This window comes from Vreelandella neptunia, assembly GCF_022489065.1.
GTDB lineage: Bacteria > Pseudomonadota > Gammaproteobacteria > Pseudomonadales > Halomonadaceae > Vreelandella > Vreelandella neptunia_A.
Map to the genome: position 1 here is coordinate 89,260 of NZ_JAKVTW010000001.1, position 25,853 is coordinate 115,112.

General features: G+C 52.0%; 22 protein-coding genes and 2 tRNA genes. 18 read left to right on the forward strand and 6 right to left on the reverse strand.

The genetic code is table 11. From position 1 onward, the window contains the following. The first annotated feature begins 42 nt into the window (after window positions 1–42). The 3 genes from MLE19_RS00410 (at window position 43) to MLE19_RS00420 (ending at window position 1,697) form a co-directional block, all read left to right on the forward strand. Window positions 43–1,098, forward strand: coding sequence for a hypothetical protein (locus MLE19_RS00410; RefSeq protein ID WP_240716105.1), 1,056 nt, complete (start codon window positions 43–45; stop codon window positions 1,096–1,098). Further along, window positions 1,076–1,447, forward strand: coding sequence for an ASCH domain-containing protein (locus MLE19_RS00415; protein ID WP_240716106.1), 372 nt, complete (start codon window positions 1,076–1,078; stop codon window positions 1,445–1,447). Before MLE19_RS00410 ends, MLE19_RS00415 begins: the two co-directional genes overlap by 23 nt. 79 nt (window positions 1,448–1,526) lie before the next feature. Beyond that, window positions 1,527–1,697 carry a hypothetical protein gene (locus MLE19_RS00420; protein ID WP_240716107.1) on the forward strand — a complete coding sequence of 57 codons (171 nt, stop codon included), beginning with the start codon at window positions 1,527–1,529 and terminating at the stop codon, window positions 1,695–1,697. Here MLE19_RS00420 and MLE19_RS00425 read toward each other — a convergent pair. After that, a complete protein-coding gene (locus MLE19_RS00425) occupies window positions 1,684–3,015 on the reverse strand; it encodes a Y-family DNA polymerase (RefSeq protein ID WP_240716108.1) in 1,332 nt (443 codons plus the stop codon). The two genes, MLE19_RS00420 and MLE19_RS00425, sit on opposite strands and share 14 nt — an antisense overlap. A gap of 116 nt (window positions 3,016–3,131) precedes the next feature. Here MLE19_RS00425 and MLE19_RS00430 point away from each other — a divergent pair, with 116 nt between their 5' ends. Further along, window positions 3,132–3,302 carry a hypothetical protein gene (locus tag MLE19_RS00430; RefSeq protein WP_240716109.1) on the forward strand — a complete coding sequence of 57 codons (171 nt, stop codon included), beginning with the start codon at window positions 3,132–3,134 and terminating at the stop codon, window positions 3,300–3,302. Window positions 3,303–3,545: 243 nt separating this feature from the next. Here MLE19_RS00430 and MLE19_RS00435 read toward each other — a convergent pair whose 3' ends face one another. Then, window positions 3,546–5,144 (reverse strand): AAA family ATPase, encoded by a 1,599-nt coding sequence (locus tag MLE19_RS00435; RefSeq protein WP_240716110.1) that lies wholly within the window; start codon window positions 5,142–5,144, stop codon window positions 3,546–3,548. A gap of 334 nt (window positions 5,145–5,478) precedes the next feature. Further along, the gene (locus MLE19_RS00440; RefSeq protein ID WP_240716111.1) at window positions 5,479–6,054 is read right to left on the reverse strand and encodes a lecithin retinol acyltransferase family protein; all 576 of its coding nucleotides are present in this window, start codon (window positions 6,052–6,054) and stop codon (window positions 5,479–5,481) included. 799 nt (window positions 6,055–6,853) lie between these two features. Between MLE19_RS00440 and MLE19_RS00445 the strand changes: the two genes are divergently transcribed. After that, window positions 6,854–7,123: a hypothetical protein gene (locus tag MLE19_RS00445; RefSeq protein WP_240716112.1), complete on the forward strand. Its 270-nt coding sequence runs from the start codon at window positions 6,854–6,856 to the stop codon at window positions 7,121–7,123. A 141-nt stretch (window positions 7,124–7,264) separates the two neighbouring features. Here MLE19_RS00445 and MLE19_RS00450 read toward each other — a convergent pair whose 3' ends face one another. Continuing rightward, entirely contained in the window at window positions 7,265–8,071 is an 807-nt protein-coding gene (locus MLE19_RS00450) for a sulfite exporter TauE/SafE family protein (RefSeq protein WP_240716113.1), read from the reverse strand. Window positions 8,072–8,217: 146 nt separating this feature from the next. On the opposite strand from MLE19_RS00450, the gene MLE19_RS00455 reads away from it, so the two are divergent. After that, complete coding sequence (locus MLE19_RS00455; RefSeq protein WP_240716114.1) at window positions 8,218–8,814, forward strand: hypothetical protein; 597 nt, start codon at window positions 8,218–8,220, stop codon at window positions 8,812–8,814. Window positions 8,815–8,819: 5 nt separating this feature from the next. Here MLE19_RS00455 and MLE19_RS00460 read toward each other — a convergent pair whose 3' ends face one another. Then, window positions 8,820–9,344 (reverse strand): helix-turn-helix domain-containing protein, encoded by a 525-nt coding sequence (locus tag MLE19_RS00460; protein ID WP_240716115.1) that lies wholly within the window; start codon window positions 9,342–9,344, stop codon window positions 8,820–8,822. A 299-nt stretch (window positions 9,345–9,643) separates the two neighbouring features. Between MLE19_RS00460 and gltX the strand changes: the two genes are divergently transcribed. From gltX to MLE19_RS00475, 3 genes are all read left to right on the forward strand, one after another. Further along, a complete protein-coding gene (gene gltX / locus MLE19_RS00465) occupies window positions 9,644–11,125 on the forward strand; it encodes a glutamate--tRNA ligase (protein ID WP_240716116.1) in 1,482 nt (493 codons plus the stop codon). A gap of 155 nt (window positions 11,126–11,280) precedes the next feature. Then, window positions 11,281–11,356, forward strand: a tRNA-Ala gene (locus tag MLE19_RS00470). A 90-nt stretch (window positions 11,357–11,446) separates the two neighbouring features. Next, window positions 11,447–11,522 (forward strand) — tRNA-Glu (locus tag MLE19_RS00475). 709 nt (window positions 11,523–12,231) lie between these two features. Here the strand turns inward: MLE19_RS00475 and gltA are convergent. Continuing rightward, the gene (gltA, locus tag MLE19_RS00480) at window positions 12,232–13,518 is read right to left on the reverse strand and encodes a citrate synthase (protein WP_240716117.1); all 1,287 of its coding nucleotides are present in this window, start codon (window positions 13,516–13,518) and stop codon (window positions 12,232–12,234) included. Between the two features lie 500 nt (window positions 13,519–14,018). Here gltA and sdhC point away from each other — a divergent pair, with 500 nt between their 5' ends. The 9 genes from sdhC to sucD all read left to right on the forward strand — a co-directional run bounded on the left by sdhC (window position 14,019) and on the right by sucD (window position 25,849). Then, window positions 14,019–14,396 (forward strand): succinate dehydrogenase, cytochrome b556 subunit, encoded by a 378-nt coding sequence (gene sdhC, locus MLE19_RS00485; protein WP_240716118.1) that lies wholly within the window; start codon window positions 14,019–14,021, stop codon window positions 14,394–14,396. Next, complete coding sequence (gene sdhD, locus MLE19_RS00490; protein ID WP_240716119.1) at window positions 14,390–14,737, forward strand: succinate dehydrogenase, hydrophobic membrane anchor protein; 348 nt, start codon at window positions 14,390–14,392, stop codon at window positions 14,735–14,737. Before sdhC ends, sdhD begins: the two co-directional genes overlap by 7 nt. Before the next feature lie 4 nt (window positions 14,738–14,741). Continuing rightward, window positions 14,742–16,514: a succinate dehydrogenase flavoprotein subunit gene (gene sdhA, locus MLE19_RS00495; protein ID WP_240716120.1), complete on the forward strand. Its 1,773-nt coding sequence runs from the start codon at window positions 14,742–14,744 to the stop codon at window positions 16,512–16,514. Between the two features lie 27 nt (window positions 16,515–16,541). After that, window positions 16,542–17,252: a succinate dehydrogenase iron-sulfur subunit gene (locus MLE19_RS00500; protein ID WP_240716121.1), complete on the forward strand. Its 711-nt coding sequence runs from the start codon at window positions 16,542–16,544 to the stop codon at window positions 17,250–17,252. Window positions 17,253–17,601: 349 nt separating this feature from the next. Further along, the gene (locus MLE19_RS00505) at window positions 17,602–20,436 is read left to right on the forward strand and encodes a 2-oxoglutarate dehydrogenase E1 component (RefSeq protein ID WP_240716800.1); all 2,835 of its coding nucleotides are present in this window, start codon (window positions 17,602–17,604) and stop codon (window positions 20,434–20,436) included. 38 nt (window positions 20,437–20,474) lie between these two features. Continuing rightward, window positions 20,475–22,088: a 2-oxoglutarate dehydrogenase complex dihydrolipoyllysine-residue succinyltransferase gene (odhB, locus tag MLE19_RS00510; RefSeq protein ID WP_240716122.1), complete on the forward strand. Its 1,614-nt coding sequence runs from the start codon at window positions 20,475–20,477 to the stop codon at window positions 22,086–22,088. Between the two features lie 135 nt (window positions 22,089–22,223). Beyond that, window positions 22,224–23,663, forward strand: a complete 1,440-nt coding sequence (gene lpdA / locus MLE19_RS00515) for a dihydrolipoyl dehydrogenase (protein ID WP_240716123.1) — start codon at window positions 22,224–22,226, stop codon at window positions 23,661–23,663. Window positions 23,664–23,810: 147 nt separating this feature from the next. After that, the gene (sucC, locus tag MLE19_RS00520) at window positions 23,811–24,977 is read left to right on the forward strand and encodes an ADP-forming succinate--CoA ligase subunit beta (RefSeq protein WP_008958560.1); all 1,167 of its coding nucleotides are present in this window, start codon (window positions 23,811–23,813) and stop codon (window positions 24,975–24,977) included. Continuing rightward, the gene (gene sucD, locus MLE19_RS00525) at window positions 24,977–25,849 is read left to right on the forward strand and encodes a succinate--CoA ligase subunit alpha (RefSeq protein WP_064233850.1); all 873 of its coding nucleotides are present in this window, start codon (window positions 24,977–24,979) and stop codon (window positions 25,847–25,849) included. Before sucC ends, sucD begins: the two co-directional genes overlap by 1 nt. The last annotated feature ends 4 nt before the right edge of the window (window positions 25,850–25,853 follow it).

Genomic DNA, 25,853 nt, shown 5'->3' on the forward strand with positions numbered 1-25,853 from the left:
GCTAATCTGGGATTTTATATAAAAACTAATGGGAGCAGGGGAATGTCTTTAATTTATAAGCGATTTTTAGATGTTGATTTAAGTGATGTTTTCTTTGATTCTTTAAAATATGACTATAAGGAGTTTCCTGACTGGTTTAATAGAAAAGCCGCTCAAGGCGAGGGGGCATATGTTTTCTATAACCAGTCGGGCCTTGTGGATGGCTTTCTTTATTTGAAGCGAGAAGACGAAGCCGTTTTAGATGTTTCCCCCCATTTGCCACCTTATCCACGGTTAAAAGTTGGTACGCTAAAAATAAATGCCCATGGGACTAGGCTTGGTGAACGTTTTATTAAGAAAATTTTTGATCATGCTGTAGAGCATAATCTAAAAGAAATTTACGTCACAGCGTTCGAAAAACATGAAGGTTTGATTGCACTATTACGCCGTTATGGTTTTGAAGTCTATGGCAATAAGAGTACGCCGAACGGTAATGAATTGGTGTTTTTTAAGAGAGTCGGAGCTTTTCATAGCGACTCACTATTAAATTATCCCATCCTGGATATGAAGTCGAATAGATGCTTTTTGCTTGCTATTTATCCAGTATTCCACACCAGGATGCTGCCAGACTCGATACTTAACAATGAAAGCTTCGATGTAATTCAGGACGTATCCCATACGAATAGTATTCATAAAATATATTTGACTGCTATGCGTGAGGCTTCCACCTTTCAGCGCGGTGACGTACTTTTAATCTATCGCACGGGCGATGGGCAAGGGCCAGCAAGGTTTAGGTCTGTTGTGACTTCTGCATGTGTTGTGGAAGAAGTAAGAAATATTAATGAGTTTTCTAACTTTGATGATTTTCGCCGTTATTGTGAGTCTTACAGCGTTTTTGACCTTGGAGAGCTTCAAGAGTTTTATGCAACTAAGAAGTATCCATTTATCATTAAATTCAGCTATAATGTAGCCATGAAAAAGCGAATTACGCGCGGTCATTTGATAGATGTATATCAGATTCCAGAAAGTATTCGGTGGGGTGTTGTGCCTTTAAATACCCAAGCCGCAAAAAGCATTTTGATAAATGGTGGTGTTGATGAAAGTCTTATTGTCGATTAAACCGGAATATGCGAATTCTATCCTCGATGGAAGCAAGCATTTTGAGTTTCGTAAGTCTATATTTAAACGTGAAGATATAGAAAAAGTAGTGATTTATGCTACTAAGCCAGTCGGTAAAGTCGTTGGAGAATTTGATATTGATGGCGTGCTCTCACTTGAGCCAAGTGAGTTATGGGAAGAAACGAAGCATCATGCAGGCATTAGCCTTAGCTTCTTTGAATCTTATTTTACTGGTCGGGATAAGGGCTTCGCTATCAAGGTGAAAAATCCTGTACGTTACCGCGAACCATTTGACCTCAACCAAGTGGTATCCAATGGTGCAGCACCTCAATCATACCGCTACCTTTAGCTTTTATTGAACCAGAGCCCAAACCTTCGTCGTTTGGGCTTTTTAAAAGCCGCATGATGGTGGCGGTGAGTCTCCGGAAATGGAACAGTACTTAAGCAAGTTACGGCAAGATTTGGCCAACATTAAAGAGACCATGGCCACCAAAGAAAGCTTGGCAAAAGTCGAGATCAACATCATCAAGTGGAACGTTGGCACTATTGTCGCCGTATCAGCGTTGGTATTTGCCATTATCCGTTTCACGGGTAATTGATACCTGCTTTTGTTCTATTACCTCTCCTAGCCGCCCCCTCATCCGTATACGCCACCATCAGCTCATCCCAATTCGTTGTATAGCGCGGGCTTCGGTTCGCGCAGAGAAGGTGCCAGGGGGCGTTCTTTTCCGGTAGACCCAGGCGTACCGTTTCCTTGCCCATCTTCTCGTTCAGGGCGTCCATGGTGGCCATTAGCTTTTGGCTGCGCTGGCGTTCCTCTTCCGTTTGCGGTGTGTCCATCAGGCTGAGCTGCTGGCGGTTCTCGTCGGTGAGGTCGATCAGCATCACGCCCGCTTTCTTATAGCCGTATTTGGGGCGGTAGATCTTGCGCAGCGCCTCTTGGGCGGCGTGGAGTATGTCGCGGGTGTCCTGGCTTGGGCGTTCCATTTCCACCGCTAGGCTGGGGGAGTATTGGGGCAGTTCGGGCCGGAAACGGTCGGTTTTGAGAAACACCAGTACAGCGCGGGCGAGGCTCTTTTGCTCGCGGAGCTTCTCGGCGCCCCGTTGGGCGTGTTGGCGAATAGCGCCCTGCAGGTCGTAGAGCTGTGACGTGGGGCGGCCGAACGATCGGCTGGTCATAATGCGCTGGCGAGGTTCGTTGAAGTCGTTCATCTCCAGGCAACTGATGCCGCGCAGCTCTAACACCGTACGCTCCATGTTGACCGAGAACTCGCGCCGAAGGCGCTTGGCGTCTGCTTCGCGTAGATCCCAAGCGGTGTTGATGCCGAGTATCTGCAGGCGTTCGTTTAGCCGGCGGCCCACGCCCCATACATCACTTACCTCAATTTGTTGCAGCAGGTGTTTGGCTCTGACGCTATCTGCGTGAAGGATACACACGCCAGGGTAGGCGGGGTGCTTCTTGGCAACGCGGTTGGCCAGCTTAGCCAGGGTGTGGGTAGCGGCGACGCCAACACACACGGGAATGCCGGTGCCGCGGCGGACTTTCTTATGCAAGGATTGGGCGTGCGCCTGCAGCGCTTCCGGCTCGAAGCCATCCATGCGCACGAACATCTCATCGATGGAGTAGGGCTCTACACCGGCGGTTTCCTGCTCAAGGATGCTTTGCACCCGGTGGGACATATCGCCGTAAAGCTCGTAGTTGGAGGAGTGCAACACGATCTCGCCACGTTCGACCAGGTGACGCGCCTGGTGGGCGGGGGTGCCCATCTCGATACCCAGCGCTTTCAGCTCTTCCGATCGGGCAATAATACAGCCATCGTTATTAGACATAATGCCCACCGGGCGGCCGTTCAGCTTGGGGTTGAACACCCGTTCACAGCTGACGTAGAAGTTGTTGCAGTCCACCAGCCCAATCATTTTGCCTCCATAACCCTTGTTAAATGCTGTTTGTTTATACAGTATTAGCCGCAGGGAAAGCGACAGGCAAACGCTAATGTAAGTCGCTTAATGTGGAGCAAGCACAGGGCAACAGCATGCGAGTAACTTACTTGGGGCCAGCAGTGGTGGGCGTGGAGCACACAGCAGTGGCCGAAATGGATAGCCGAAAATTTCCGCCCAGCTGCTTTTTGGTGGAGATAAGCGAAGATGCACGCCCAGGCGGGCCGTGGATGGAGGGCGATGTGCTGGTGGTGGATGAAGCGTGATCGTTCGGCCACGGGGATGTGGTGGTGGCTGAGGTGGAAGGGGAGTACCGATTGTTTAAATCCCACCGCGTGGGCAGCCGTTGCCGCTTGTTGCAACCGGATGGCGGGCAGGGCTACTTCGTGAATGCACAGCAGTTCAAAGGCGTGGTGGTGAGGCAGGCTAGGTGTAGGGCGGTATAGGTAATAGGATTCAAATATGTAGCCAGTAATTTGATAAATTAGTGGCTACATTAATTATAATATTTAATTGAAGATGTCTTCTTTTAAGATTCTGTAAGTATTCATTCCTGGGGTGATTAGCTTGGAAAGAACTCGCCGTTCAAATGCTTTATTATCGTTGCCAGACTTTTGTATAATTTTTAGCTTTATTATGCTTTCATAAATTTCTCCAGCAGCTTTCTTTATGTCGTCCTCAGGATGACCCCGCTCTACAACTCTATTAATTGCTTGCCTCTTGAATTCGATAAGATTATTAATTGCTTCTGGTTTATTTTCCTCGTAGCAAAGCTTTGTTAGTACTTCGTCATCATAGAGATAACATTCGAGGTGACGACGGCTTAGAACCATTATATCTTGACTTTTAAAATCTTCTACATCTTCAATATGATGTTCGTCTCGATCAATTAGTCGTCTTGTTTTTATACCTGTTGCAATTTGTGGTAATACTGTGGCGAGGCCAATAAAATCATTTTGTATTTCTTTGGAATTGCCTGCTGAGATAAACAAGGCATCAGGTATTTCTTCGCTAAATATCTTGTTATATATTTCCGCGTCATGACCAGTATTTTTACCAGCAATACTTCCCTTAGGATTGCCTTCACAAATCACAATTTGCGAAGGAGCAATAAGTGTTGCTAAATCATCAAGAGCCACTTCCATAACACCGTGCCAAAATGCTTGGGTAGGTTTAGCTGGTTTCAGAACTACAGCTTGATCAAAATCTTGCCCACCAAAGTCGATGAAAGCTACAGATGATGGATTTTCGTCATACATTTCACGTGCCTTTCTCATCATGCCGATTGAGTGTGATGCGATCCAAAGCTGTGAATTTTTAGGTAATAAACCTACTAATTCTTCTAGTAACTTGCCTTGTAGTTTAGTATTCATATGCATTTCAGGTTCGTCAATACAGTAGATTGCCTCTGGGTAACTTCGACGTTTAATGACAAAATCAAGAATTAGGTCGAAAGCAGCTTTTTCTCCACCTGAAAGATTTTTATAATCAAAGTTTCTTGAGTTCCCTTTGTCAAATTGGAAACTTCCGTCGATAAATGGATTGCCAACACCAACGAAAACTAGATCATGAAAAATACGTTGTAAAGGTTCACTTACTTCGCCAATTAATTTTTTGCGATAGTCGCCTATTGTTGTAGAGGAGTCTTCATTAACTAGAATGTCTTCTGTTGCATTTGAGGCCAAGCGCTGATAGTTAATTGCTACTGTAGCATCCGGTTCTATTAAGCGACTAAGGCGCTGGTTATCTAAAACTTCTCCTTGTTTTCTTAGCTCATTAGTAGAGAACTCATGATCGTTTCTATAAGCAGTGCGTATATAAACCGTGCCTTTAGTTAGTTTTTGATTTGAGTGTGTGTTGATTTCTACTCGGTCAAGTAGGTAATTAATTTCTTTGTCTTTATCAGATTTGTTATAGTACTTTAGGTCTGGATTCCACCCGTATTGAGAATCCTCTCGGTAGCGCAGAAGGAAAGCATCAAATAAAGATGATTTACCCGAACCATTTGGTCCAGCTAAAACGATAAGTTTAGCTGTTTCTGGTATATCTCTAATTTCAAAATCAGTGAAACGTCGAAAATTATTGAGTTTAATATTTGAAATTCGCACGTTTAGTTATCCTTGTTCATAACATCATAATTTTATAGGGTAACCGCAAGAAGCATGAATTAAAATTATATTTATGTAGCTGTTTTCTGTTGGTGCCAGACGATGGCGGCCAGGGCTGCTTTGTGACCGTGCAGCTGTTCGAAGGGGTGGTCGTCAGGTAGGCGAGGTGCTGGCCGCTGTAAGAGATCTCTTACAAATTATGTCGGCATTGGCTTACATCAAATTAGGCAAAAACTTGCCAAGCTGGAAATGTCGCTTCGTAGCATGCGTTACCCTAGGGTTTCGCCAGAAGGATGCGGCAATGGGATGAGTCCCGGCCATGGAGGGCTAGGGGCTACACGCATTGAGATATTTTGACCTCCTTTTTTGTTTTCATGCCGTACTCATCAGCAAATGGCTTCGTTAAAAAGCTGGTCAATGAACCAGCTGCTGCATGTTGAAAGTGGTATTCGCGACCTTGGGTCGTTGCTTGAGATGAGTACGGTTTGTTAGTTCTACACCATGTGGCGAAGTGCTCGCAATTGTGTCTGATCAGGTCATAGTTACTCATGCCCAATGCTTTATTCGCTCTCTCAACACAATTTTTTCGATTTATTCCGCGAATCAGTGATGGCTTAAAACTCATTACGCTTATACGTTTGGTTGGCATTCTGCAAAAAGAATGCAAGCTAGTTTTCTTAACTTTCCCCTCTGTAAAATGGATAACCTTTAAATCTCCAACGTACACGCCATAGTGGTCATACATTATCCGTGACTCACGAATAACATCCCCAGCTTGTAGCCGAATTTTTCTGTTAGTTCTTTTTTTGGGCTTGGCTTTAGCTGGTTTATTTTGATCTAGTAGTTTTGCTGTCAACCACCGGGATGGTCCAATGCCCGTGGTTATGCCAAGCCAATCAAATTTAAACATCGAATAATGCCTATTGCAGTCAATGTAGAAGCAAAATTATCATAAGATCTTCAATTTATTTGCGTTTGGTTGCAACCATTTGCTTATGCACAAGGCTTAGGGCGTTACTTTGAGTGCGGTTATGTAGCTCCCTTCACTTCACACCTCAACTGCGTCCCAAACCCACCATCATTCAAGCTATGCGTCACCTCCGCCACTAGCCAAGCAGTGGCGTCAATCTGGGACTTGTAGCCGCTAAGCGTTAGCGGCGACTCTGGCATTATGTCAGCCCGCCCCAATGCCAGCGTTAGCTCACACTCTGCCAGGCCGCGCTGGATGCGTTGCCATTCGGCGCGGGCAGCGGCTAATGCGTCGTCTTGCGTGGCGTAGGTGGGGCGTAGCTGTTTGGCGTTGTCCCCGCTGCTTGCGAGTACGGTTTTGCGCTCTGCGCCTCTTGTTTAATTACAGTAGGCTTTTACACCGCTATAGGCGTCGCGATCGGGCACGCTGTAGCCAGGGGGTGTTCTTTTCCGGAAGGTCTAGGAGTACCGTTCCCTTAACTATCTTCTCGTGCAGAGCGCCCATGATGGTCATGAGCTTTCGGCTGCGCTGGCGTTCCTATTCTGTTTGAGGTGTTTCCCTCAGGCTGAGCTATTGGCGATTCTCGCCAATGAGATCAATCAACATCACGCCCGCTCTCTTGCGCCATGCTTGAACGAGCATAAATGAAATTCTTTGCTACGCTGGGGGTGTCGCCATGAAGGAGGCGGCTACGGCCCCAAGTTTTAGGGGCAATTTCATTGGATGAAAGAGGTGCTAAATGGCTAATTTTACACAAACGAACATGAGCTTGGATCACTACGATTGGGACGCAGCGCCTAGCGATGATCCACGCGTGACAGGTGAGCCTGACAGCACGCTATTTAACCGCCAGCAGGGTTACGAAGTGCTTTATATGCTGAACACGGTGCTGTCCGCTTCCGCTCCCATTACGGCGCTTCACAAGGGTGAAGAGATGATCCGTGATGAGCTGCCGAGTGATACACGCGAGCAGCTGGACGTGAAAAAGTGGCTTGATCAACGCCTGTAATCGACTGATCGCAGGCAGCGTTTCAGGTTAGCGCTCGATAGATGCAAAATGCCCCGGCCATAAACGATGGTCAGGGCATTTTTTTGGCTGCACTGCTCACCACCAAAGGGCGCGCTTGTGTTTAGCGCTATCCGCTCTTCCTCACGCCGTAAATACCGCGTACACCATCTGCAGCGCCAGTCCCATCAACATAAACGCGAATACGCGCTTGAGTAGGGCGACGGGCAGCTTATGAGCGAGCTTGGCACCAATAGGAGCGGTTAGGATGCTAAAGGGTGCCATGAGTAAGAACGCGGGCACATAAACATAGCCTAACGCGGCACTAGGCAGCCCTGCCGTACTCCAACCATTGATGATGTAGCCCAGCGCTCCGGCGATGGCAATGGGGAGCCCTACGGCTGCCGAGGTGCCGATCGCGCGGGGTAGCTTGACGTTGCACCAGGTGAGGAAGGGCACCGTGAGCGAGCCACCGCCAATGGCGACGAGCGCGGAAATACCGCCAATCCCTAGGCCCACACCGCTGACGCCCACCGGGCCGGGAAGGCCGCGGCTCGGTTTGGGCTTGATGTTAGCCAGCATCTGGAGTGACATTAGCACCATAAAGCAGGCGAAAAAGATCGCTAGGCCACGGGTGGGGATGAGCGCGGCGATAAAGGTGGCTAAAAAAGTGCCGACTAAAATGCCCGGGGTAATAAACCGAACGATGTCCCAGCGAACCGCTCCATGCCGATGGTGGGAAAGCAGGCTGGCGGTAGAGGCAGGAATGATGGCGGCCATGGCCGTGCCTAACGCCAAGTGGGCGAGATGCTCATGGGGTACGCCTTGGAGTACAAAAAGGGAGGTGAGGATGGGCACCATAATGCCGCCGCCACCAATGCCCAATAAGCCTGCCATCAACCCAACGAAGCCGCCCAGTGCTACATATGCCAACCACCAAATGATGTCCAAAGCCGCTACTCCTAAAAATGTCTTGTTAGCACGATAATCACATTGTACCGGAAGCGGCGGGTATAGCGGGGCCAAAAACGAGTATTCCACTGTGGTAGTGGCTATGCAGTGGTAAGCTGCAGGACTAGTAATATTACGGAGTTCGTATGCGCAAGGTATTAAGTAATATTGGCGTGTCAGTGGTGTTCGTTGCGCTAATGGCAGGCTGTGGCGACATGGAGGAGCCGACAGCGGAACCGGTGTCATCCGCGCAGCCTGATACCACGCCTGAAGCCCCGGTGACGGCGTCAGAAATTGCCGAGGTGGAAGTAGATCCGCTGGTGGTAGAGATCTCGACACAGGTAGCTTTGCGAAGCGATCGTCGCTTAATGGTGGAAGGCAAAAGCAACTTACCTGATGAGACGCTGATACAGATTATTGTCGAACGCGAGGTTAGCAGCGTGCGGTGGCGTGAGCGGACGCGTATAGAGGATGGCGTATTCGCAGCGGGGCCCTTTGGCCCTGGCAGTGGCTTACCCGATGGTGGCTATATAGTACGAGTTGAGGTTTCTGAAGGCAGTGTGCAGCCAATTGCGGTGCAGGCACGCATTGGCCACGAGGGCCAGCACCTGGCGGGAGAGCTTGTTAGCCAATCCCGCCATGGGCTGGGCCAAGTGGCCACCTACTCACGACGTTTCTTGGTGGGGAGTGAGCCAAGGCGAACGCGTGACCAGGTGGAGGTGCTAGAGAGTCCGGGGAGGTAGACGCTTTAGGCAGGATGCCAATGGGCTAACAGTACTGCATGAATCGACGTATCGCTTGGGGCTTTGGCGAAGTGCTCGATGACGAAACGATCGTCGCGTTGCACCACGTAGTGGCCCGCTTTGTGAAATACGTGGGTCGGCCCCAGCAGCAGTAAGTCACCAGCGTTCACTGGCGAAAAATCTGTGCCTTTACCGGGAGTAGCCATAACACATGGCGCTTTCCAGTCGATGTTCAACGGCAAATGACTGGGTACTTTAATGGTTGTTGCCTGTACCTGTTCCCAGGGGAGGGGACCAGTATGGGTCAACGTTAATAGCTCGGGCGCGCTATCACCTTCTAGTAGTGTTGCCAGGGAGCAGTCGAGGGCGTCTGCGAGCGCAACTAAGCGTTCGTGACCGATCTGCTTGATCGCCCCGGATTCCCAATAAGAAATGGTGACATCTGACACGCCAACTTTGCGTGCAAGGGCAGCTTTGTTGAGCTTGGCCCTAAGCCGCAGTTGCTTGATACGTGAGCCTAGCGATTCCATTTCGTCTTCCTGATAAAGAGCTAAAAAGCTCGTGAATGTCTTCCACTATAAACTCTTCCAATGCACATAGTGGCGCTACAAACATACGTTATTGGTCTGCTTCAATCTTGAGGTATGCGCTCAAGGGGTTGCTGCAGTGCCATACTAAGCGATTGTGCTTTAGCGCGCATTAGTGGACAAATAACGTTGAGTTAATTTCTCTGACGCTTTCTTGCGCAAGTTGTTCCCTGCGTGACGCTGTTGGTTACGCCTAAGGTGCGTATAATATCGCCATGCATTTTTGCCAATAGGACGTTTTCATGACCGTACGTACTCGCATCGCACCTTCTCCAACCGGTGATCCCCACGTTGGTACGGCTTACATCGCGCTTTTTAATTTATGTTTTGCGCGTCAGCATGGCGGCCAGTTCATTCTGCGTATTGAGGACACCGATCGGGTGCGTTCAACGCCTGAGTCAGAACAGATGATCCTGGATTCTTTGAGTTGGCTGGGTCTTGAGTGGGATGAAGGCCCCGATGTTGGCGGGCCTCACGGCCCTTATCGGCAGAGCGAGCGTGGCGATATTTATGCCCAGCACGCCCAACAGCTTTTGGATGCCGGGCATGCGTTTAAGTGTTACCGCACCAGTGAAGAGCTGGATGAGCTGCGTGACGCCCGCAAAGCCGCAGGCATGCATTTAGCATTAAAGCCTGCGGACTTAGCGCTGGATAGTGCAGAGCAAGCGCATCGTGAGCAGGAAGGTTGGCCATACGTGGTGCGTATGAATGTGCCCGCAGAAGGCGTGTGCGTTATCAGCGATATGCTGCGCGGCACGATTGAGGTGGAGTGGGCCCAGGTAGATGCACAAATTCTGCTGAAATCAGATGGCATGCCTACTTACCATCTAGCCAATGTGGTCGATGATCATCTCATGGCGATTACCCACGTATTGCGAGGGGAAGAGTGGATAAACTCCGCACCAAAGCACCAACTGCTGTATGAGTATTTTGGTTGGGAAATGCCGCAACTTTGCCACATGCCGCTGCTGCGCAACCCGGATAAATCCAAACTTTCCAAGCGCAAGAACCCAACATCAATCAACTATTACCGTCGAATGGGCTTTTTGCCCCAGGCCGTGACCAACTATTTAGGCCGGATGGGCTGGTCAATGCCCGATGAGCGCGAGAAATTTAGCCTGCAAGAAATGATGGCGGAATTTGATGTGCAGCGTGTCTCGTTAGGCGGGCCCGTGTTTGACCTAGAGAAGCTCACCTGGTTGAACGGGGTGTATATCCGTGAAGACCTGGACGACGACGCACTGTTGAGCGCACTGCGTGAATGGGCTTTCAATGAAGCCTACGTTAAGCAGATTCTGCCGCAGGTGCGGCCGCGGGTAGAGACGCTTTCTCAGGTTATGCCATTGGCAGGGCACTTCTTCTCCGGCCTTCCAGCGCTGACGCAAGCGTCATTTGAAAGCGTGAAGATGGAGGAAGAGGAGCTGGTGAAGCTGCTTCAGTTCCTTGTCTGGCGCTTTGAGGGTGTGTCGGCTTGGAATAAAGACGCGCTATTGAGCGAAGTTAAACTGCTTGCTGAGCACTTTGATATAAAAATGAAGGCGTTCCTGGCACCGGTGTTTATTGCCATTACCGGCAGTACGTCTAGCACCTCCGTGATGGACGCCATGGCGATTCTTGGCTCTGATGTAACCCGAGCGCGGTTGCGTAGCGCGATAGACGTATTGGGCGGTGTGTCCAAGAAGCAGGCTAAGCGTTTTGAGAAAGAGTTTCGTGAAATTGCGTAACCGAGACTGAGCGACTCCCTGCGTGAATTTTAAGCCCCGTAGGGCGTAAACCTACGGGGTTTTAAACCAACTAGGGTTTTAGAGAAGTAAGAGGCCTTTTCCTATTGACGAAGGTCTGCGTAATCAGTATTATACGCTCCGTCTTCGCGACATGTGGGGCCTTAGCTCAGCTGGGAGAGCGCAACACTGGCAGTGTTGAGGTCAGCGGTTCGATCCCGCTAGGCTCCACCAATTCATGTAGCTTTTAAGCTTGTGGATCGTTGCTCTCGAAGTCGCGCTTATTAGCGTTATTGCTTAATTAGCATTTAGGTAGTGTTATACGTCCCATTCGTCTAGTGGTCTAGGACACCGCCCTTTCACGGCGGTAACAGGGGTTCGAACCCCCTATGGGACGCCATCACTTCGTTACTCCCTTCCTCTTCGTTCTTTCTCTAGCAATGAGTTACCTCATATGCTGGGTATTTGCGTTTCTGCTGTTTACAAAATCGCCCACAAAAAAGCTACAAATCGCCATTTTTTGGACGATTTTATGCTTGACTTGTCCACTTTTGCGATTCTGGTTTAAAGGTTGTGCACAACCCCTTGTTGTTGACGCAAAAAAACTTGAACAGAACTTAATCTCTTTTAAAACAGTCACTTACGTTAGATCAAAAAATGACCAATTTAAGGCTGGCCCACTGCCCATGGCGATTCTGGGACGTTTTGAAGTGGTTGTGAACAGGGTTATCCACAGATAGTGTGGAAAACCTTGGCCCGGGCCAGGGAGTAGGAAAGTCAAGCGATATTAGGGCGTGCTCAGGCGTTTTAATGGTGGCGATATAGCGCAACATCTGATCTAAAAAGGGCAAGCTAAGGCGCTAACCAGCCAGCAGCAAGGCTCGAGCGCTTGGCACATCTCCGGTGCTAACTTTGGGTGTCTCAAAAAGGCCTGAGAGCAACCTCTATCGAACGAGCATAATCAAAGTGCGCTCTCATACAAGCCGTGGGTGCATAAGCGTGTGGCGCGGCGCGCTGATGACCATGAGTTGTGGTGTGCATTGGGCCATATGCAAAAGGCCACCCGAAGGTGGCCTTTGATCGTGCTTTTAATAAGCGGGGTTATTGATTTATTTTTTCGGGTAGTCGCGCTGGTCGTGACCAATGTAGAGCTGACGCGGACGGCCTATTTTGTAGCTTTCGCTAAGCATTTCGTGCCAATGAGAGATCCAGCCAATGGTGCGCGATACCGCGAAGATCACGGTGAACATATTGGTGGGGATACCCATCGCTTTCAAAATGATGCCTGAATAGAAATCAACGTTCGGGTACAGCTTACGCTCGATGAAGTATTCGTCTTCAAGGGCGATCTGCTCAAGACGCTTGGCAATTTTGAGCTGCGGGTCGTCGGCCATGCCGAGTTCGGCTAGGACTTCGTCGCAGGTCTCTTTCATTACCTTGGCGCGCGGGTCGAAGTTACGATAAACGCGGTGACCAAAGCCCATCAGCTTGAACGGGTCGTCTTTGTCCTTGGCTTTATCGACAAAGCGCTGGATGTTCTCTTCGGAGTCTTCGCCGATTTCATCGAGCATGGCTAGCACGGCTTCGTTAGCACCGCCGTGAGCGGGGCCCCAAAGTGCCGCGATACCTGCGCTGATACAGGCGAACGGGTTAGCACCCGTGGAACCTGCCAGGCGTACCGTAGAGGTAGACGCGTTTTGCTCGTGATCCGCATGCAGCATAAAGATGCGGTCCATGGCTTTAGCGTACACCGGGTTGATTTTGTACTCTTCGCACGGGTTGCTGAACATCATGTAGAGGAAGTTCTCTGCATAGCTCAGGTCGTTGCGCGGATAGTTGAACGGCTGACCCACATTGTACTTGTGAGACATGGCCGCCAGGGTCGGCATCTTGGCAATCAGGCGGATCGCGCTAATCACACGATCTTCTTCTTGAGTGATGTCCATGTGGTCGTGATAGAAAGCGGCTAGGCCACCGACTACACCACACAAAATAGACATCGGGTGCGCGTCGCGGCGGAACCCTTTAAAGAAGTTGTTGATTTGATCGTGAACCATGGTGTGGTTACGAATGCGCGATTCAAAATCTGCGTACTGCTCTTCGTTGGGTAGCTCACCAAATAGCAGGGTGTAGCACACTTCTACGAAATTAGACTCTTTGGCCAGCTGGTCGATGGGGTAGCCGCGGTGAAGCAGCACGCCCTTGCCGCCATCAATATAGGTGATGGCAGACTGGCAGGAAGAGGTGGCCATAAAGCCGGGATCGTAGGTGAACAGGCCTTCGGCGCCTAGGCCACGTACGTCAATGACGTCGGGGCCAAGTGTGCCGGAATACATGGGTAGCTCGATCGGTTTTTCAAGACCGTCTACCGTCAATGTCGCTTTCCTGTCAGCCATGCTGGCCTCCTTTCGAATTCGGGTTGGGACGTAAAGTCGTTGCTGCGCATACCGCGCCGGCGAAAAGGCTTGCCCACTATAGAAGTGTGCGACATTTTGTCAATTAGCCTAAGCGCTAGCTGCAGGTTGTACAAATATTGTTGTTATGAATAATTATTGTATATGATGAAAGCACCTACAATATGGTGAGGCGCCAGAAGATGGTTGATAGGTTAACATGTCTGTTAACAGGCTTATCAAATTGATAATCTACTGTCACTATAACCATGCTGCAGCGCAAAATCGACTCAGGATGATGGCAATTTTATTGCACCATAGTCGAGTTAGGCCTGAGTTCGGTTTGTAAGCGAGGGCGAAGGTTCTTATAATCCACGGCGCGCGACCGGCAGGTAGGTGGTCGTGCCCGACTTGGCAACGGCCGAGCCCCTTCCAGCAACCACCGCCCGCTCGGGCCATGCCCGACCTGTCGCAGAGCGGGCCAAGAGAGTGTGTACAAAGCCGTGAATAGCAAACGACCCGTAAACCTAGACCTTACTACGATACATTTCCCACTGCCGGCCCTGACGTCGATCACACACCGCATTACGGGTGTCATCCTGTTCGTTGGCCTGATTTTCGCTTTTTGGGCGCTGGGTAAATCCTTGTCATCTCCGGCGGGTTTTGACGCCGTTAGCGACGCGCTAGCCAATAACTTTTTGGCTAAGTTGATCGCTTGGGGGCTGCTGTCCGCCTTGGCATTTCACTTTGTCGCAGGCATTAAGCACCTGCTGATGGATGCCGACATTGGTGTAACCCTTGAGGGTGGCGTACAAAAAGCGCAGATCACCGTCGTGGTCAGCGCCGTTCTGATTATTCTGGCAGGAGTTTGGGTATGGTAACTAACATCACAAGTTTTGGCCGTAGTGGGCTTTCTGACTGGCTGATGCAGCGCGTTTCCGCGGTGATCCTGGCCCTCTATACGGTCTTTATCGTTGCCTTCCTGCTGTTTAATCCCAACCTCGATTACTACGCGTGGAGCGGCCTGTTCAACCAGACGTGGATGCGGATTTTCTCGCTATTGGCGTTTGTCGCCTTAGCCGCACACGCCTGGATCGGTCTGTGGACCGTCACCACCGACTATCTCAAGTCCACTCGCCTGCGCGTGGGTGCCCAAGCTGTCATCATCCTGGGCATTTTCGTGTACTTGGTGTGGGGCATTCAAATTCTGTGGGGAGCTTGATTACATGTCTAATCTGCGTAGCCTGACGTTTGACGCCATTATCATTGGTGGCGGTGGCTCTGGCCTGCGAGCCGCTCTGGAGCTGGCGAAGTCCGGCAAAAAGACGGCCGTGTTATCGAAAGTTTTCCCGACCCGCTCTCACACCGTTTCTGCTCAGGGTGGCATTACCTGCGCAATCGCGTCCGATGACCCGAATGATGATTGGCGCTGGCACATGTACGACACCGTAAAAGGCGGCGACTATATCGCTGACCAGGACGCGGCAGAGTATATGTGTTCTGAAGGCCCGAAAGCGGTATTCGAGCTTGAGCACATGGGCCTGCCATTCTCGCGTTTGGATAACGGCCGTATTTATCAGCGCCCGTTCGGTGGCCAGTCGAAGAACTTTGGTGAAGGCGGTCAGGCAGCACGTACCTGTGCCGCAGCTGACCGTACCGGTCACGCGCTGCTGCACACGCTTTATCAGAATAACCTGAAGAACAACACCGTGTTCCTCAACGAGTGGTACGCGGTGGATCTGGTTAAAAATGCCAGCGGTGACGTGGTCGGTTGTATTGCCATGTGCATCGAGACAGGCGAAGTGGTTCACGTTAAATCCAAGGCCACGGTACTGGCTACTGGCGGTGCAGGCCGTATTTACGCCTCCACGACTAACGCCTTGATCAATACCGGCGACGGCATCGGCATGGCGCTGCGTGCTGGCTTCCCGATGCAAGACATGGAAATGTGGCAGTTCCACCCGACCGGTATTTACGGTGCGGGCACACTGGTTACAGAAGGTTGCCGTGGTGAAGGTGGTTACCTGATCAATAAAGACGGCGAGCGTTTCATGGAGCGTTATGCGCCGAACGCCAAAGATTTGGCCGGCCGTGACGTTGTTGCGCGTTCGATGGTCATGGAAATTCTCGAAGGTCGTGGCTGCGGCGAGAAGGGCGATCACGTCTTCCTGAAGCTTGATCACTTGGGTGAAGAAGTTCTTGGCAAGCGTCTGCCGGGTATCGTTGAACTTTCTAAGACCTTTGCTCACGTTGATCCGGCCAAAGATCCGATCCCGGTCGTACCGACCTGTCACTACATGATGGGCGGCATTCCGACCAACATTCATGGTCAGGCGATTACCCAGGATGACAGCGGTAACGATCATATCGTTAACGGCCTGTTCGCCTGTGGTGAAGCGGCGTGTGTCTCTGTTCACGGTGCTAACCGTTTGGGCGGTAACTCGCTGCTGGATCTGGTGGTCTTTGGTCGTGCCGCAGGTATGTTTATCGAAGGCGCGCTGAACGAAGGTATTGAGTACCTGGATGCTTCCGAGTCGGACATTGAGTCGGCCATGAAGCGGATCACGCGTTGGAACGAGTCTGAGGGTGGCGAAAGCATTCCTGAGCTGAAAGCTGAGCTTCAGGAAATCATGCAGACCTCCTTCGGTGTATTCCGCGAAGAGAAAAACATGCTGGAAGGCGTCGACAAGCTAGCGCTGCTGCGTGAGCGCATCGCCAATGCCTACCTGCCTGATAAGTCCAACGCCTTCAACACCGCGCGTGTAGAAGCGTTAGAGCTTGATAACTTGATGGAAGTGGCAGAAGCGACGGCGATCGCTGCCCTTGAACGTAAAGAGAGCCGCGGCGCCCACTCGCGCTACGACTATCCAGACCGTGATGACGTCAACTGGCTGAAGCACTCACTCTTCTTCCCGCTGACTAAGCAGTTGAAGAAGCGTGACGTCAACTTCAAGCCGAAAACTGTTGATACGTTCGAGCCTAAGGTTCGTACCTACTAAACTCCGCATTGACGAGAGGGAGTCACAATGTCCAATCTTCAGGTATCCGTATACCGCTACAATCCGGAAACCGACTCCGCACCTTACATGCAGGAGTTTCAGGTCGATACTAAAGGCCGCGATGTGATGGTGCTGGATGTCCTTCATATGATGAAGGAGCAAGACAGCGGTTTGGCGTTTCGTCGTAGCTGCCGCGAAGGCGTGTGCGGTTCTGACGGCATGAACATGAACGGCAAAAACGGCTTGGCGTGTATTACGCCGCTGTCAGACGTTGTTAAAAACAACAAGCTGACCCTGCGCCCGCTGCCGGGCTTACCGGTTATTCGCGATATGGTTGTCGATATGGGGCTGTTCTATAAGCAGTACGAGCGTATTCAGCCGTACCTGCAGAACGACACCCCGGCACCGGCCATTGAGCGCCTGCAATCGCCGGAAGAGCGCGACAAGCTAGATGGCTTGTATGAGTGTATTCTATGCGCATGCTGTTCAACGTCTTGCCCGTCGTTCTGGTGGAATCCGGAGAAGTTCGTAGGCCCTGCAGGTCTGCTGCAGTCTTACCGCTTCCTGGCCGATTCTCGTGATACGGCAACCCGTGAGCGCTTAAGTGATTTGGAAGATCCGTTCTCGGTATTTCGTTGCCGTGGCATCATGAACTGTGTGGCGGTTTGCCCAAAAGGGCTGAATCCCACCCGGGCGATCGGTAAAATTCGCGAAATGCTACTCGCTGATGCTACCTAAGCCTATGACATTTGAGTAAAAAAGCGTGTGCCACTTAAGTTGGGTAACAATGCCACTTAAATCATGGCGCTTCGCTTGTTATCATAGGGTTTGTCACGCGGTGCGGCGTCAGGTCGCACCGCTGATCAGACAAGTTTGAAAGCCGGTGCCTTGGGTACCGGCTTTCGAGCATGAACTGAAGACGAAACACCGTATGATCGTTAGACGACGAATAGCTAGATGAACAGGGTTTCCGGCCGTTGGCCGGCGCCGCCGGCAAATGTCCCGCCCCGCCGGCAGGGCAATAGCGATGTCGCCGCACGTTTGCGACGATACCGATACCACCCCATCAGTGCAGGGTGACCGAGAGATGCAACAAGGCATAATGGAGTTGATGTGGCGTTCCTCTCACGTTAGTGGCGGCAATGTTCACTACGTGGAAGCGCTTTACGAGCAGTACCTCGCCGATCCTGAGTCTGTCCCTGACGAATGGCGCAACTATTTTGATGAGTTGCCGCGTTCCGAGGGCAGTGCCTCCCACGATGTTCCACTAAGCCCAGTCCGTGATCAGTTCTACCAGCTGGGGCGCGAAAGTCGTCCGGGCCGTGTAGTTGCCGCTGCCGATAGCGGTGAGAATAAAAAGCAGGTGAAAGTCCTGCAGCTGATTAACGCTTACCGCTTCCGTGGCCATCAAAAGGCCAATATCGACCCGCTAGGACTGCGTAATCCCACCCCCGTCCCCGATCTCGATCTGTCTTTTCATCAGCTCTCAAAAGCTGATTTGGACACCGAGTTCCAAACCGGTTCTTTCTTTTTAGGTATCGACAAAGCGCCACTGCGTGACATCGTTGATGCGTTGGAGCGCACATACTGCCGCTCCATCGGCTGCGAGATCATGCATATCGTCGATACGGAAGAGAAACGTTGGTTACAGCGGCGTTTTGAGTCGGTACGCAGTGCGCCTGATTTCAGCGCCGATGTGCGAAAGCACGTACTGGAGCGTTTGACGGCCGCCGAAGGTTTGGAGAATTACCTGGCTTCCAAGTATCCAGGTACCAAGCGTTTTGGTCTTGAAGGCGGCGAGTCGTTTGTACCGATGATGGATGAACTCATCCAGCGTGCCGGCGGTTACGGCACCAAGGAAGTGGTCATCGGCATGGCGCACCGTGGTCGACTCAACCTGTTGGTCAATATTTTGGGTAAAAACCCAACTGACTTGATCGATGAGTTCGATGGCAAGAAAGTCATCGAGCGCGGCTCAGGTGATGTGAAGTACCACCAGGGTTTCAGTTCGAACGTCATGTCTCCGGGCGGCGAAGTCCATTTGGCGATGTCGTTCAACCCATCGCACCTGGAAATCGTGGCCCCCGTAGTTGAAGGCTCGGTGCGAGCTCGTCAGGACCGTCGTAACGACGAAGAGGGTAGCAAGGTGCTGCCGATCAACGTCCACGGCGATGCTGCGTTTGCCGGTCAAGGCGTGGTGATGGAGACATTCCAGATGTCCCAGACCCGTGCTTATAAAACCGGTGGCACCGTCCACATTGTGATTAACAACCAAGTGGGCTTCACTACCTCGCATCCGCTGGATGCACGCTCTACCGAATACTGCACTGATATTGCCAAGATGGTTCAAGCGCCTATTTTTCACGTCAATGGCGATGATCCGGACGCAGTGCTGCACGCGACTCAAGTTGCACTCGACTATCGCCAGCAGTTCAAAAAGGACGTGGTGATCGATCTTGTTTGCTACCGTCGGCGTGGTCACAACGAAGCTGACGAGCCGTCAGGCACGCAGCCGATGATGTATGCCAAGATCAAAGACCACCCCTCTGCGCGCTCGCTATATGCCAAGCGTCTGGTGGATCAGGGTGTACTCTCTGAAGAGTCCGCCAAAGCGATGGTCGAAACCTATCGTGATGATCTCGTGGCAGGTAACCACGTCGCCAATGCATTGGTGCAAGAGCCCAATGCTTCACTGTTCGTTGACTGGGCACCTTACCTAGGCCACGAATGGACCGGCGATGCGGATACGACGTTTGATATGAAGCGTCTGCAGCAGCTGGCTGCCCGTATGTGCGAGGTGCCTGATGGCGTCGACGTACAGCGTCAGGTGGCCAAGATTTATGAAGACCGCCGTAAAATGCAGGCCGGTGGTTTGGCGCTGAACTGGGGCTTCGCTGAAACCCTGGCTTACGCCACGCTGCTGGAACAAGGTCACCCGATTCGTATTACCGGGCAAGACGTTGGTCGCGGTACGTTCTCTCACCGCCATGCGGTGGTGCACAACCAGAAAGACGGTACTACCTACGTTCCGCTGCAGAACATGGCCGATGGGCAGCCGCGTTTCACCATTCACGACTCTATCCTTTCGGAAGAGGCAGTGCTGGCGTTTGAGTACGGTTACTCAACCACTGCGCCAAATGATCTGGTGATCTGGGAAGCCCAGTTTGGTGACTTCTTTAACGGTGCCCAGGTGGTCGTTGACCAGTTCATCTCTTCAGGTGAGACGAAGTGGGGCCGGGTGTGTGGTTTAACCATGCTGTTGCCACACGGCTATGAAGGCCAGGGCCCGGAGCACTCTTCGGCACGTTTGGAGCGCTTCCTGCAAATGTGTGCTGAGCACAATATGCAGGTCTGTGTGCCGACCACGCCCGCGCAGATCTATCATCTACTGCGTCGTCAGGTGATCCGTCCGCTGCGTAAGCCGCTGGTGGTAATGACGCCTAAATCGCTGCTGCGTCATAAGGAAGCGACCTCGAGTCTTGAAGATCTCGCCCACGGCAAGTTCCATATGGTGCTGGCTGACCAAGCTGATCTTGCACCTGAGAAGGTCACACGCGTTGTGCTTTGTGCTGGCAAGGTCTACTACGACTTAGCCGCTTGGCGCGCTGAGAATGAGCGTCATGACACGGCAGTTTTACGCCTTGAGCAGCTCTACCCCTTCCCGAAAGAAGAACTTCTGGAAGCGCTACAAGGCTATACCAACGTAGAAGACATTGTGTGGTGCCAGGAAGAACCCCTGAATCAGGGTGCTTGGTACGCTAGTCAGCACAATATGCGTGCAGTGGCCGATATGCTGAAAGATGGCCTCGGACGCGAGTTGAAATTTGCAGGACGTCCTGCCTCTGCTGCACCAGCAGCTGGCTATATGTCCGTCCACACTGAACAGCAGCGCCAGCTGGTGGAAGACGCTTTTAATTTATAAGCGGCCACCGGATTTAGAGAACACATAAGGGAAACGACATGGCTACTGAGATCAAAGCGCCAACCTTTCCGGAATCCGTTGCCGAAGGCACAGTGGCGGCGTGGCATAAAAAGCCGGGTGACAGCGTTGAGCGTGACGAGCTGATTGTTGAAATCGAAACCGACAAAGTAGTACTCGAAGTTGTCGCACCGGAAGCGGGCACACTGACCGACGTGATGGCCGAAGAGGGCGATACCGTTCAGTCTGAGCAGATATTAGGCAAAATCGGTGAAGGCAGTGCCTCTGGCGACAGCGGCAAAAAAGAAGAGAAATCTTCTGACGATGACAGTGCTGAAAAGTCCGAGCAAAAATCTGACGACAAAACGTCTGATGATAAGAAAGAAGAGCCAAAATCCAGCGGTGGCGGCAAGCAGCATGATGTAAAAGCGCCCAGCTTCCCTGAGTCGGTTCAGGAAGGCACCGTAGCGACGTGGCACAAAAAAGTCGGCGAAGCGGTCAAACGCGATGAAGTGCTGGCAGATATTGAAACCGACAAAGTCGTGCTGGAAGTGGTTGCTCCGGCCGATGGCGCCCTGGCTGAAATTAAAGCCGAAGAGGGTAGCCAAGTAGAATCCGAAGCGATTCTGGCCGTGTTCACCGAAGGTGCTGGTGGCGATAGCTCTGGTGGCGATAGTGCTGGAGAGAGTAGCGGTGGCGATTCCGCACCCGCTAAATCAGGCAGCAGCGATGACGATGGCGCCGATGAGAAAGTCGGTGACAAAATCCTCGCCCCGGCCGCACGTAAAATGGTTGCCGAGCACGACCTGGACGTTGCCAAGATTGAGGGCACCGGCAAAGGTGGCCGCATCTTAAAAGAAGACGTTCAGAAAGCGGTCAAAGACGGTTCCGCCAAGAAAGCAGCAAAATCGGCTGCACCAGCGAAAGCTGCCGCTGCACCGGCTGCCGAAGGCGAGCGCATCGAGAAGCGCGTGCCGATGAGTCGCCTGCGTCAAACCATCGCAAAGCGCTTGGTTCAAGCGCAGCAAACCGCGGCAATGCTGACCACTTACAACGAAGTGGACATGACCGAGATCATGGCCCTGCGTGCGCAGTACAAAGAGACATTCTTAAAAGCTCACGACATTAAACTGGGCTTTATGGGCTTCTTTGTAAAAGCAGCTTCTGAGGCGCTCAAGCGTTATCCGGATGTGAACGCCTCGATCGACGGCACCGACATTGTCTATCACGGTTACCAGGATATCGGCGTTGCCGTTTCCACCGACCGTGGTCTGGTCGTGCCGGTACTGCGCGACACCGACAGCATGAAAATTGCTGACGTAGAGCGCAAGATCGTCGATTTCGGTAAGCGTGGTCGTGACGGCAAGCTGGGCATGGATGACATGATCGGCGGTACCTTCACCATCACCAATGGCGGCACCTTTGGCTCACTGATGTCGACCCCGATCATCAATCCGCCGCAAACCGCCATTCTGGGCATGCACAAAATCCAGGATCGTCCGATGGCAGTCAACGGCAAGGTCGAGATCCGCCCGATGATGTATCTGGCGCTCTCCTATGACCACCGTATGATCGACGGCAAAGACGCCGTTCAATTCTTGGTCACCTTAAAAGAATTGCTGGAAGACCCGGCTCGTCTGCTGCTGGATGTCTAAAGCATAAGCGTTATCGTTATTGAAATAATGATTGAGTACGCTACTGCTTAACCAGGATTTATCTGCAACCGCACACAGCCTCCTACCCGGCTTTAGTCAATAGCGGGGGGAGGCCAGCAAGCTAAAGGAGCCAACATGGCTGATAAGTTTGATGTGATCGTTATTGGTGCCGGCCCTGGTGGTTATGTTGCCGCCATTCGTGCTGCACAGATGGGCCTAAAAGCGGCCTGTATTGAAAAATGGATCGGTAAAGAAGGCAATGTCGTTCACGGTGGCACCTGCTTGAACGTGGGCTGCATCCCGTCTAAAGCGTTGCTTGAAGCCTCCCACAAGTTTGTTGAAGCCAAGCACGATTTCGACGATATGGGTATTCAGGCTGGCGACGTTTCCATGGACGTTACCAAGATGATGGCGCGCAAGGACAAGATCGTTAAGAACTTGACCGGCGGCATCTCTGGCTTGTTCAAGGCCAATGGCGTAACTGCCATCGAAGGTACCGGTAAAGTGGTTTCCGGCAAGCAGGTCGAAGTGACCGATAATGACGGCAATACGACTACTTATGATGCCGACAACATCGTTATCGCCGCGGGCTCAGTACCGGTGGAAATTCCGCCGACCCCGTTGACCGAAGGCTTGATTGTCGACTCTACCGGCGCACTCGAATTCACCGAAACGCCTAAGCGTTTGGGTGTGATTGGTGCTGGCATCATCGGCCTTGAGTTGGGCAGCGTATGGAACCGTCTGGGCTCAGAAGTCACCGTGCTTGAAGCCATGGACTCCTTCCTGCCGATGGTAGATGCCACTGTCGCCAAAGAGACGCAGAAGCTGCTCAAAAAGCAGGGCCTTGATATCAAACTCGGCGCTCGCGTGACCGGTTCTGAAGTCAAAGGCGAAGAAGTCGTCGTGAAGTACAGCGATGCCAACGGCGAACAAGAGATGACGTTTGATAAACTCATCGTTTGTGTTGGCCGTCGCCCGTATACCAAAGGCGTGATTGCCGACGGCGTAAGCGTTGAGCTGGATGAGCGTGGTTTCATCTTTGTTGACGACCAGTGCCGTACCAACGTCCCGGGCGTTTTCGCCATCGGTGACTGTGTACGCGGCCCGATGCTGGCGCACAAAGCCTCTGAAGAGGGCATTATGGTGGCGGATATCATCGCTGGCCATAAAGCCGAGATGAACTACGATACTATTCCTAGCGTTATCTACACCTACCCGGAAGTGGCGTGGGTCGGTATGACTGAGCAAGACGCTAAAGCGAAAGGCATCGAAGTCAAAACCGGTACCTTCCCGTTCGCGGCAAGCGGCCGCGCGATGGCTAACAACGCCACCGAAGGCAGTGCCAAAATTATCGCCGATGCGGAAACTGACCGTATTCTCGGTATGCACATCGTGGGTCAACACGCGGGCGAGATGATCGCTCAAGGCGTGATTGCCATGGAATTTGGCTCCAGTGCCGAAGACCTGGCCTTGACCTGCTACGCGCACCCGACCATGTCGGAAGCTGTTCACGAAGCAGCGCTTGCGGTAGACGGCCACGCGATTCATATGGCCAACCGTAAGAAGCGTAAATAATTCAGTCAGTAACAACGAAGCGCCACCTTTATGGGTGGCGCAAACTTTCGGCTTTGTGGTAACAAACAAAGATCGAAAGAACGGGGATGACCAGTTTTTTAGAAGCTGATCATCGTTCGAGTCACATGCAACCAATGGCATGAATCGATGAATCTTCACGAGTATCAAGGTAAACAGCTGTTTGCCGATTATGGTCTACCAGTGTCTAAAGGCTTTGCGGTCGACACGCCCGAAGAAGCGGAAGAGGCTTGCAAAAAAATCGGCGGTGACATGTGGGTGGTTAAAGCCCAGGTGCACGCCGGCGGCCGTGGTAAAGCGGGTGGCGTAAAGCTAATCAAAGATCCGGCTGAAGCTAAAGCATTTGCTGAAAAGTGGCTGGGCAAGAACTTGGTCACTTTCCAGACTGACGAAAAAGGTCAGCCGGTTGCCAAGATTTTGGTTGAAACCTGCACTGACATCGCCGACGAGCTGTACCTCGGTGCCGTTGTCGACCGTACTACCCGTCGTGTGGTCTTTATGGCCTCTACCGAAGGTGGTGTAGAGATCGAGACGGTTGCAGAAGAGACGCCGGAAAAGATTCTCAAAGCTGAAATCGATCCGCTGGTCGGCGCACAGCCGTACCAAGCGCGTGAGCTAGCCTTTGCGCTGGGCCTGAAAGGCGACCAGATCAAGCAGTTCACCAAGATTTTCCTAGGTCTGTCTCAGTTGTTCCACGACAAAGACCTGGCCTTGCTGGAAATTAACCCGCTGGTCGTCACTGAAGAAGGCAATCTGCACTGCCTCGACGCCAAACTGGGTCTGGATAGCAACGCGCTATACCGTCACCCTGACTTGCAGGCCATGCGTGATCCTTCGCAAGAAGATCAGCGCGAAGCCGATGCGGCGAAGTGGGAACTTAACTACGTAGCGCTTGATGGCAACATCGGCTGCATGGTTAACGGCGCAGGTTTGGCCATGGGTACCATGGACATCGTCAACCTGAGCGGCGGCAAGCCCGCTAACTTCTTGGACGTTGGCGGCGGCGCCACCAAGGAGCGTGTGGCAGAAGCGTTCAAAATCATCCTGTCGGATGACAATGTTAAAGCCGTACTGGTTAACATTTTCGGCGGTATCGTACGTTGCGACATGATTGCTGAAGGCATTATCGGTGCCGTTGAGCAAGTGGGTGTCAATGTGCCGGTAGTCGTACGTCTGGAAGGTAACAACGCCGAACTGGGTGCTGAAAAACTAGCATCTAGCGGTTTGAACATCATCGCGGCTACTAGTCTGACCGACGCGGCTCAGCAGGTCGTTAAAGCGGCGGAGGGCAAGTAATGAGCATCCTGATCGATAAGAACACCAAGGTCATCTGCCAGGGCTTTACCGGTGGCCAGGGCACGTTCCACTCCGAGCAGGCGATTGCCTATGGCACGAAGATGGTCGGTGGTGTTACGCCGGGCAAAGGCGGCCAAGAGCACCTCGGTCTGCCCGTTTTCAATACCGTGAAAGAAGCGGTAGCGAAAACCGGCGCGGAAGCCAGCGTTATCTACGTACCGGCGCCGTTCTGTAAAGACTCAATCCTTGAAGCGGCCAACGCCGGTATCAAGCTGATTGTGTGCATCACTGAAGGCATCGCTACGCTCGACATGCTCGAAGCGAAAGTGAAGTGTGACGAGCTGGGCGTACGCCTGATCGGTCCGAACTGCCCCGGTGTCATCACTCCAGGCGAATGCAAAATCGGCATCATGCCGGGTCACATTCACCAGCCGGGCCGCGTAGGTATCGTATCTCGTTCTGGTACCTTGACCTATGAAGCCGTTAAGCAGACGACTGATCACGGTTTTGGTCAGTCTACCTGTGTGGGTATCGGCGGCGACCCGATTCCGGGCTCTAACTTCATCGACATTCTTGAGATGTTCGAGAAAGACCCGAAAACCGAAGCCATCGTTATGATCGGTGAAATCGGCGGTACGGCTGAAGAAGAAGCCGCGGCTTACATCAAAGCTAACGTTTCCAAGCCAGTGGTTTCCTACATTGCCGGTGTGACTGCACCTCCTGGCAAGCGTATGGGCCATGCGGGCGCGATCATCTCTGGCGGTAAAGGCACCGCTGATGAGAAGTTTGCTGCGCTAGAAGACGCCGGTGTTAAAACCGTACGCTCTTTGGCTGAAATCGGCGATGCGCTGAAAGAAGTGACTGGCTGGTAAGCCA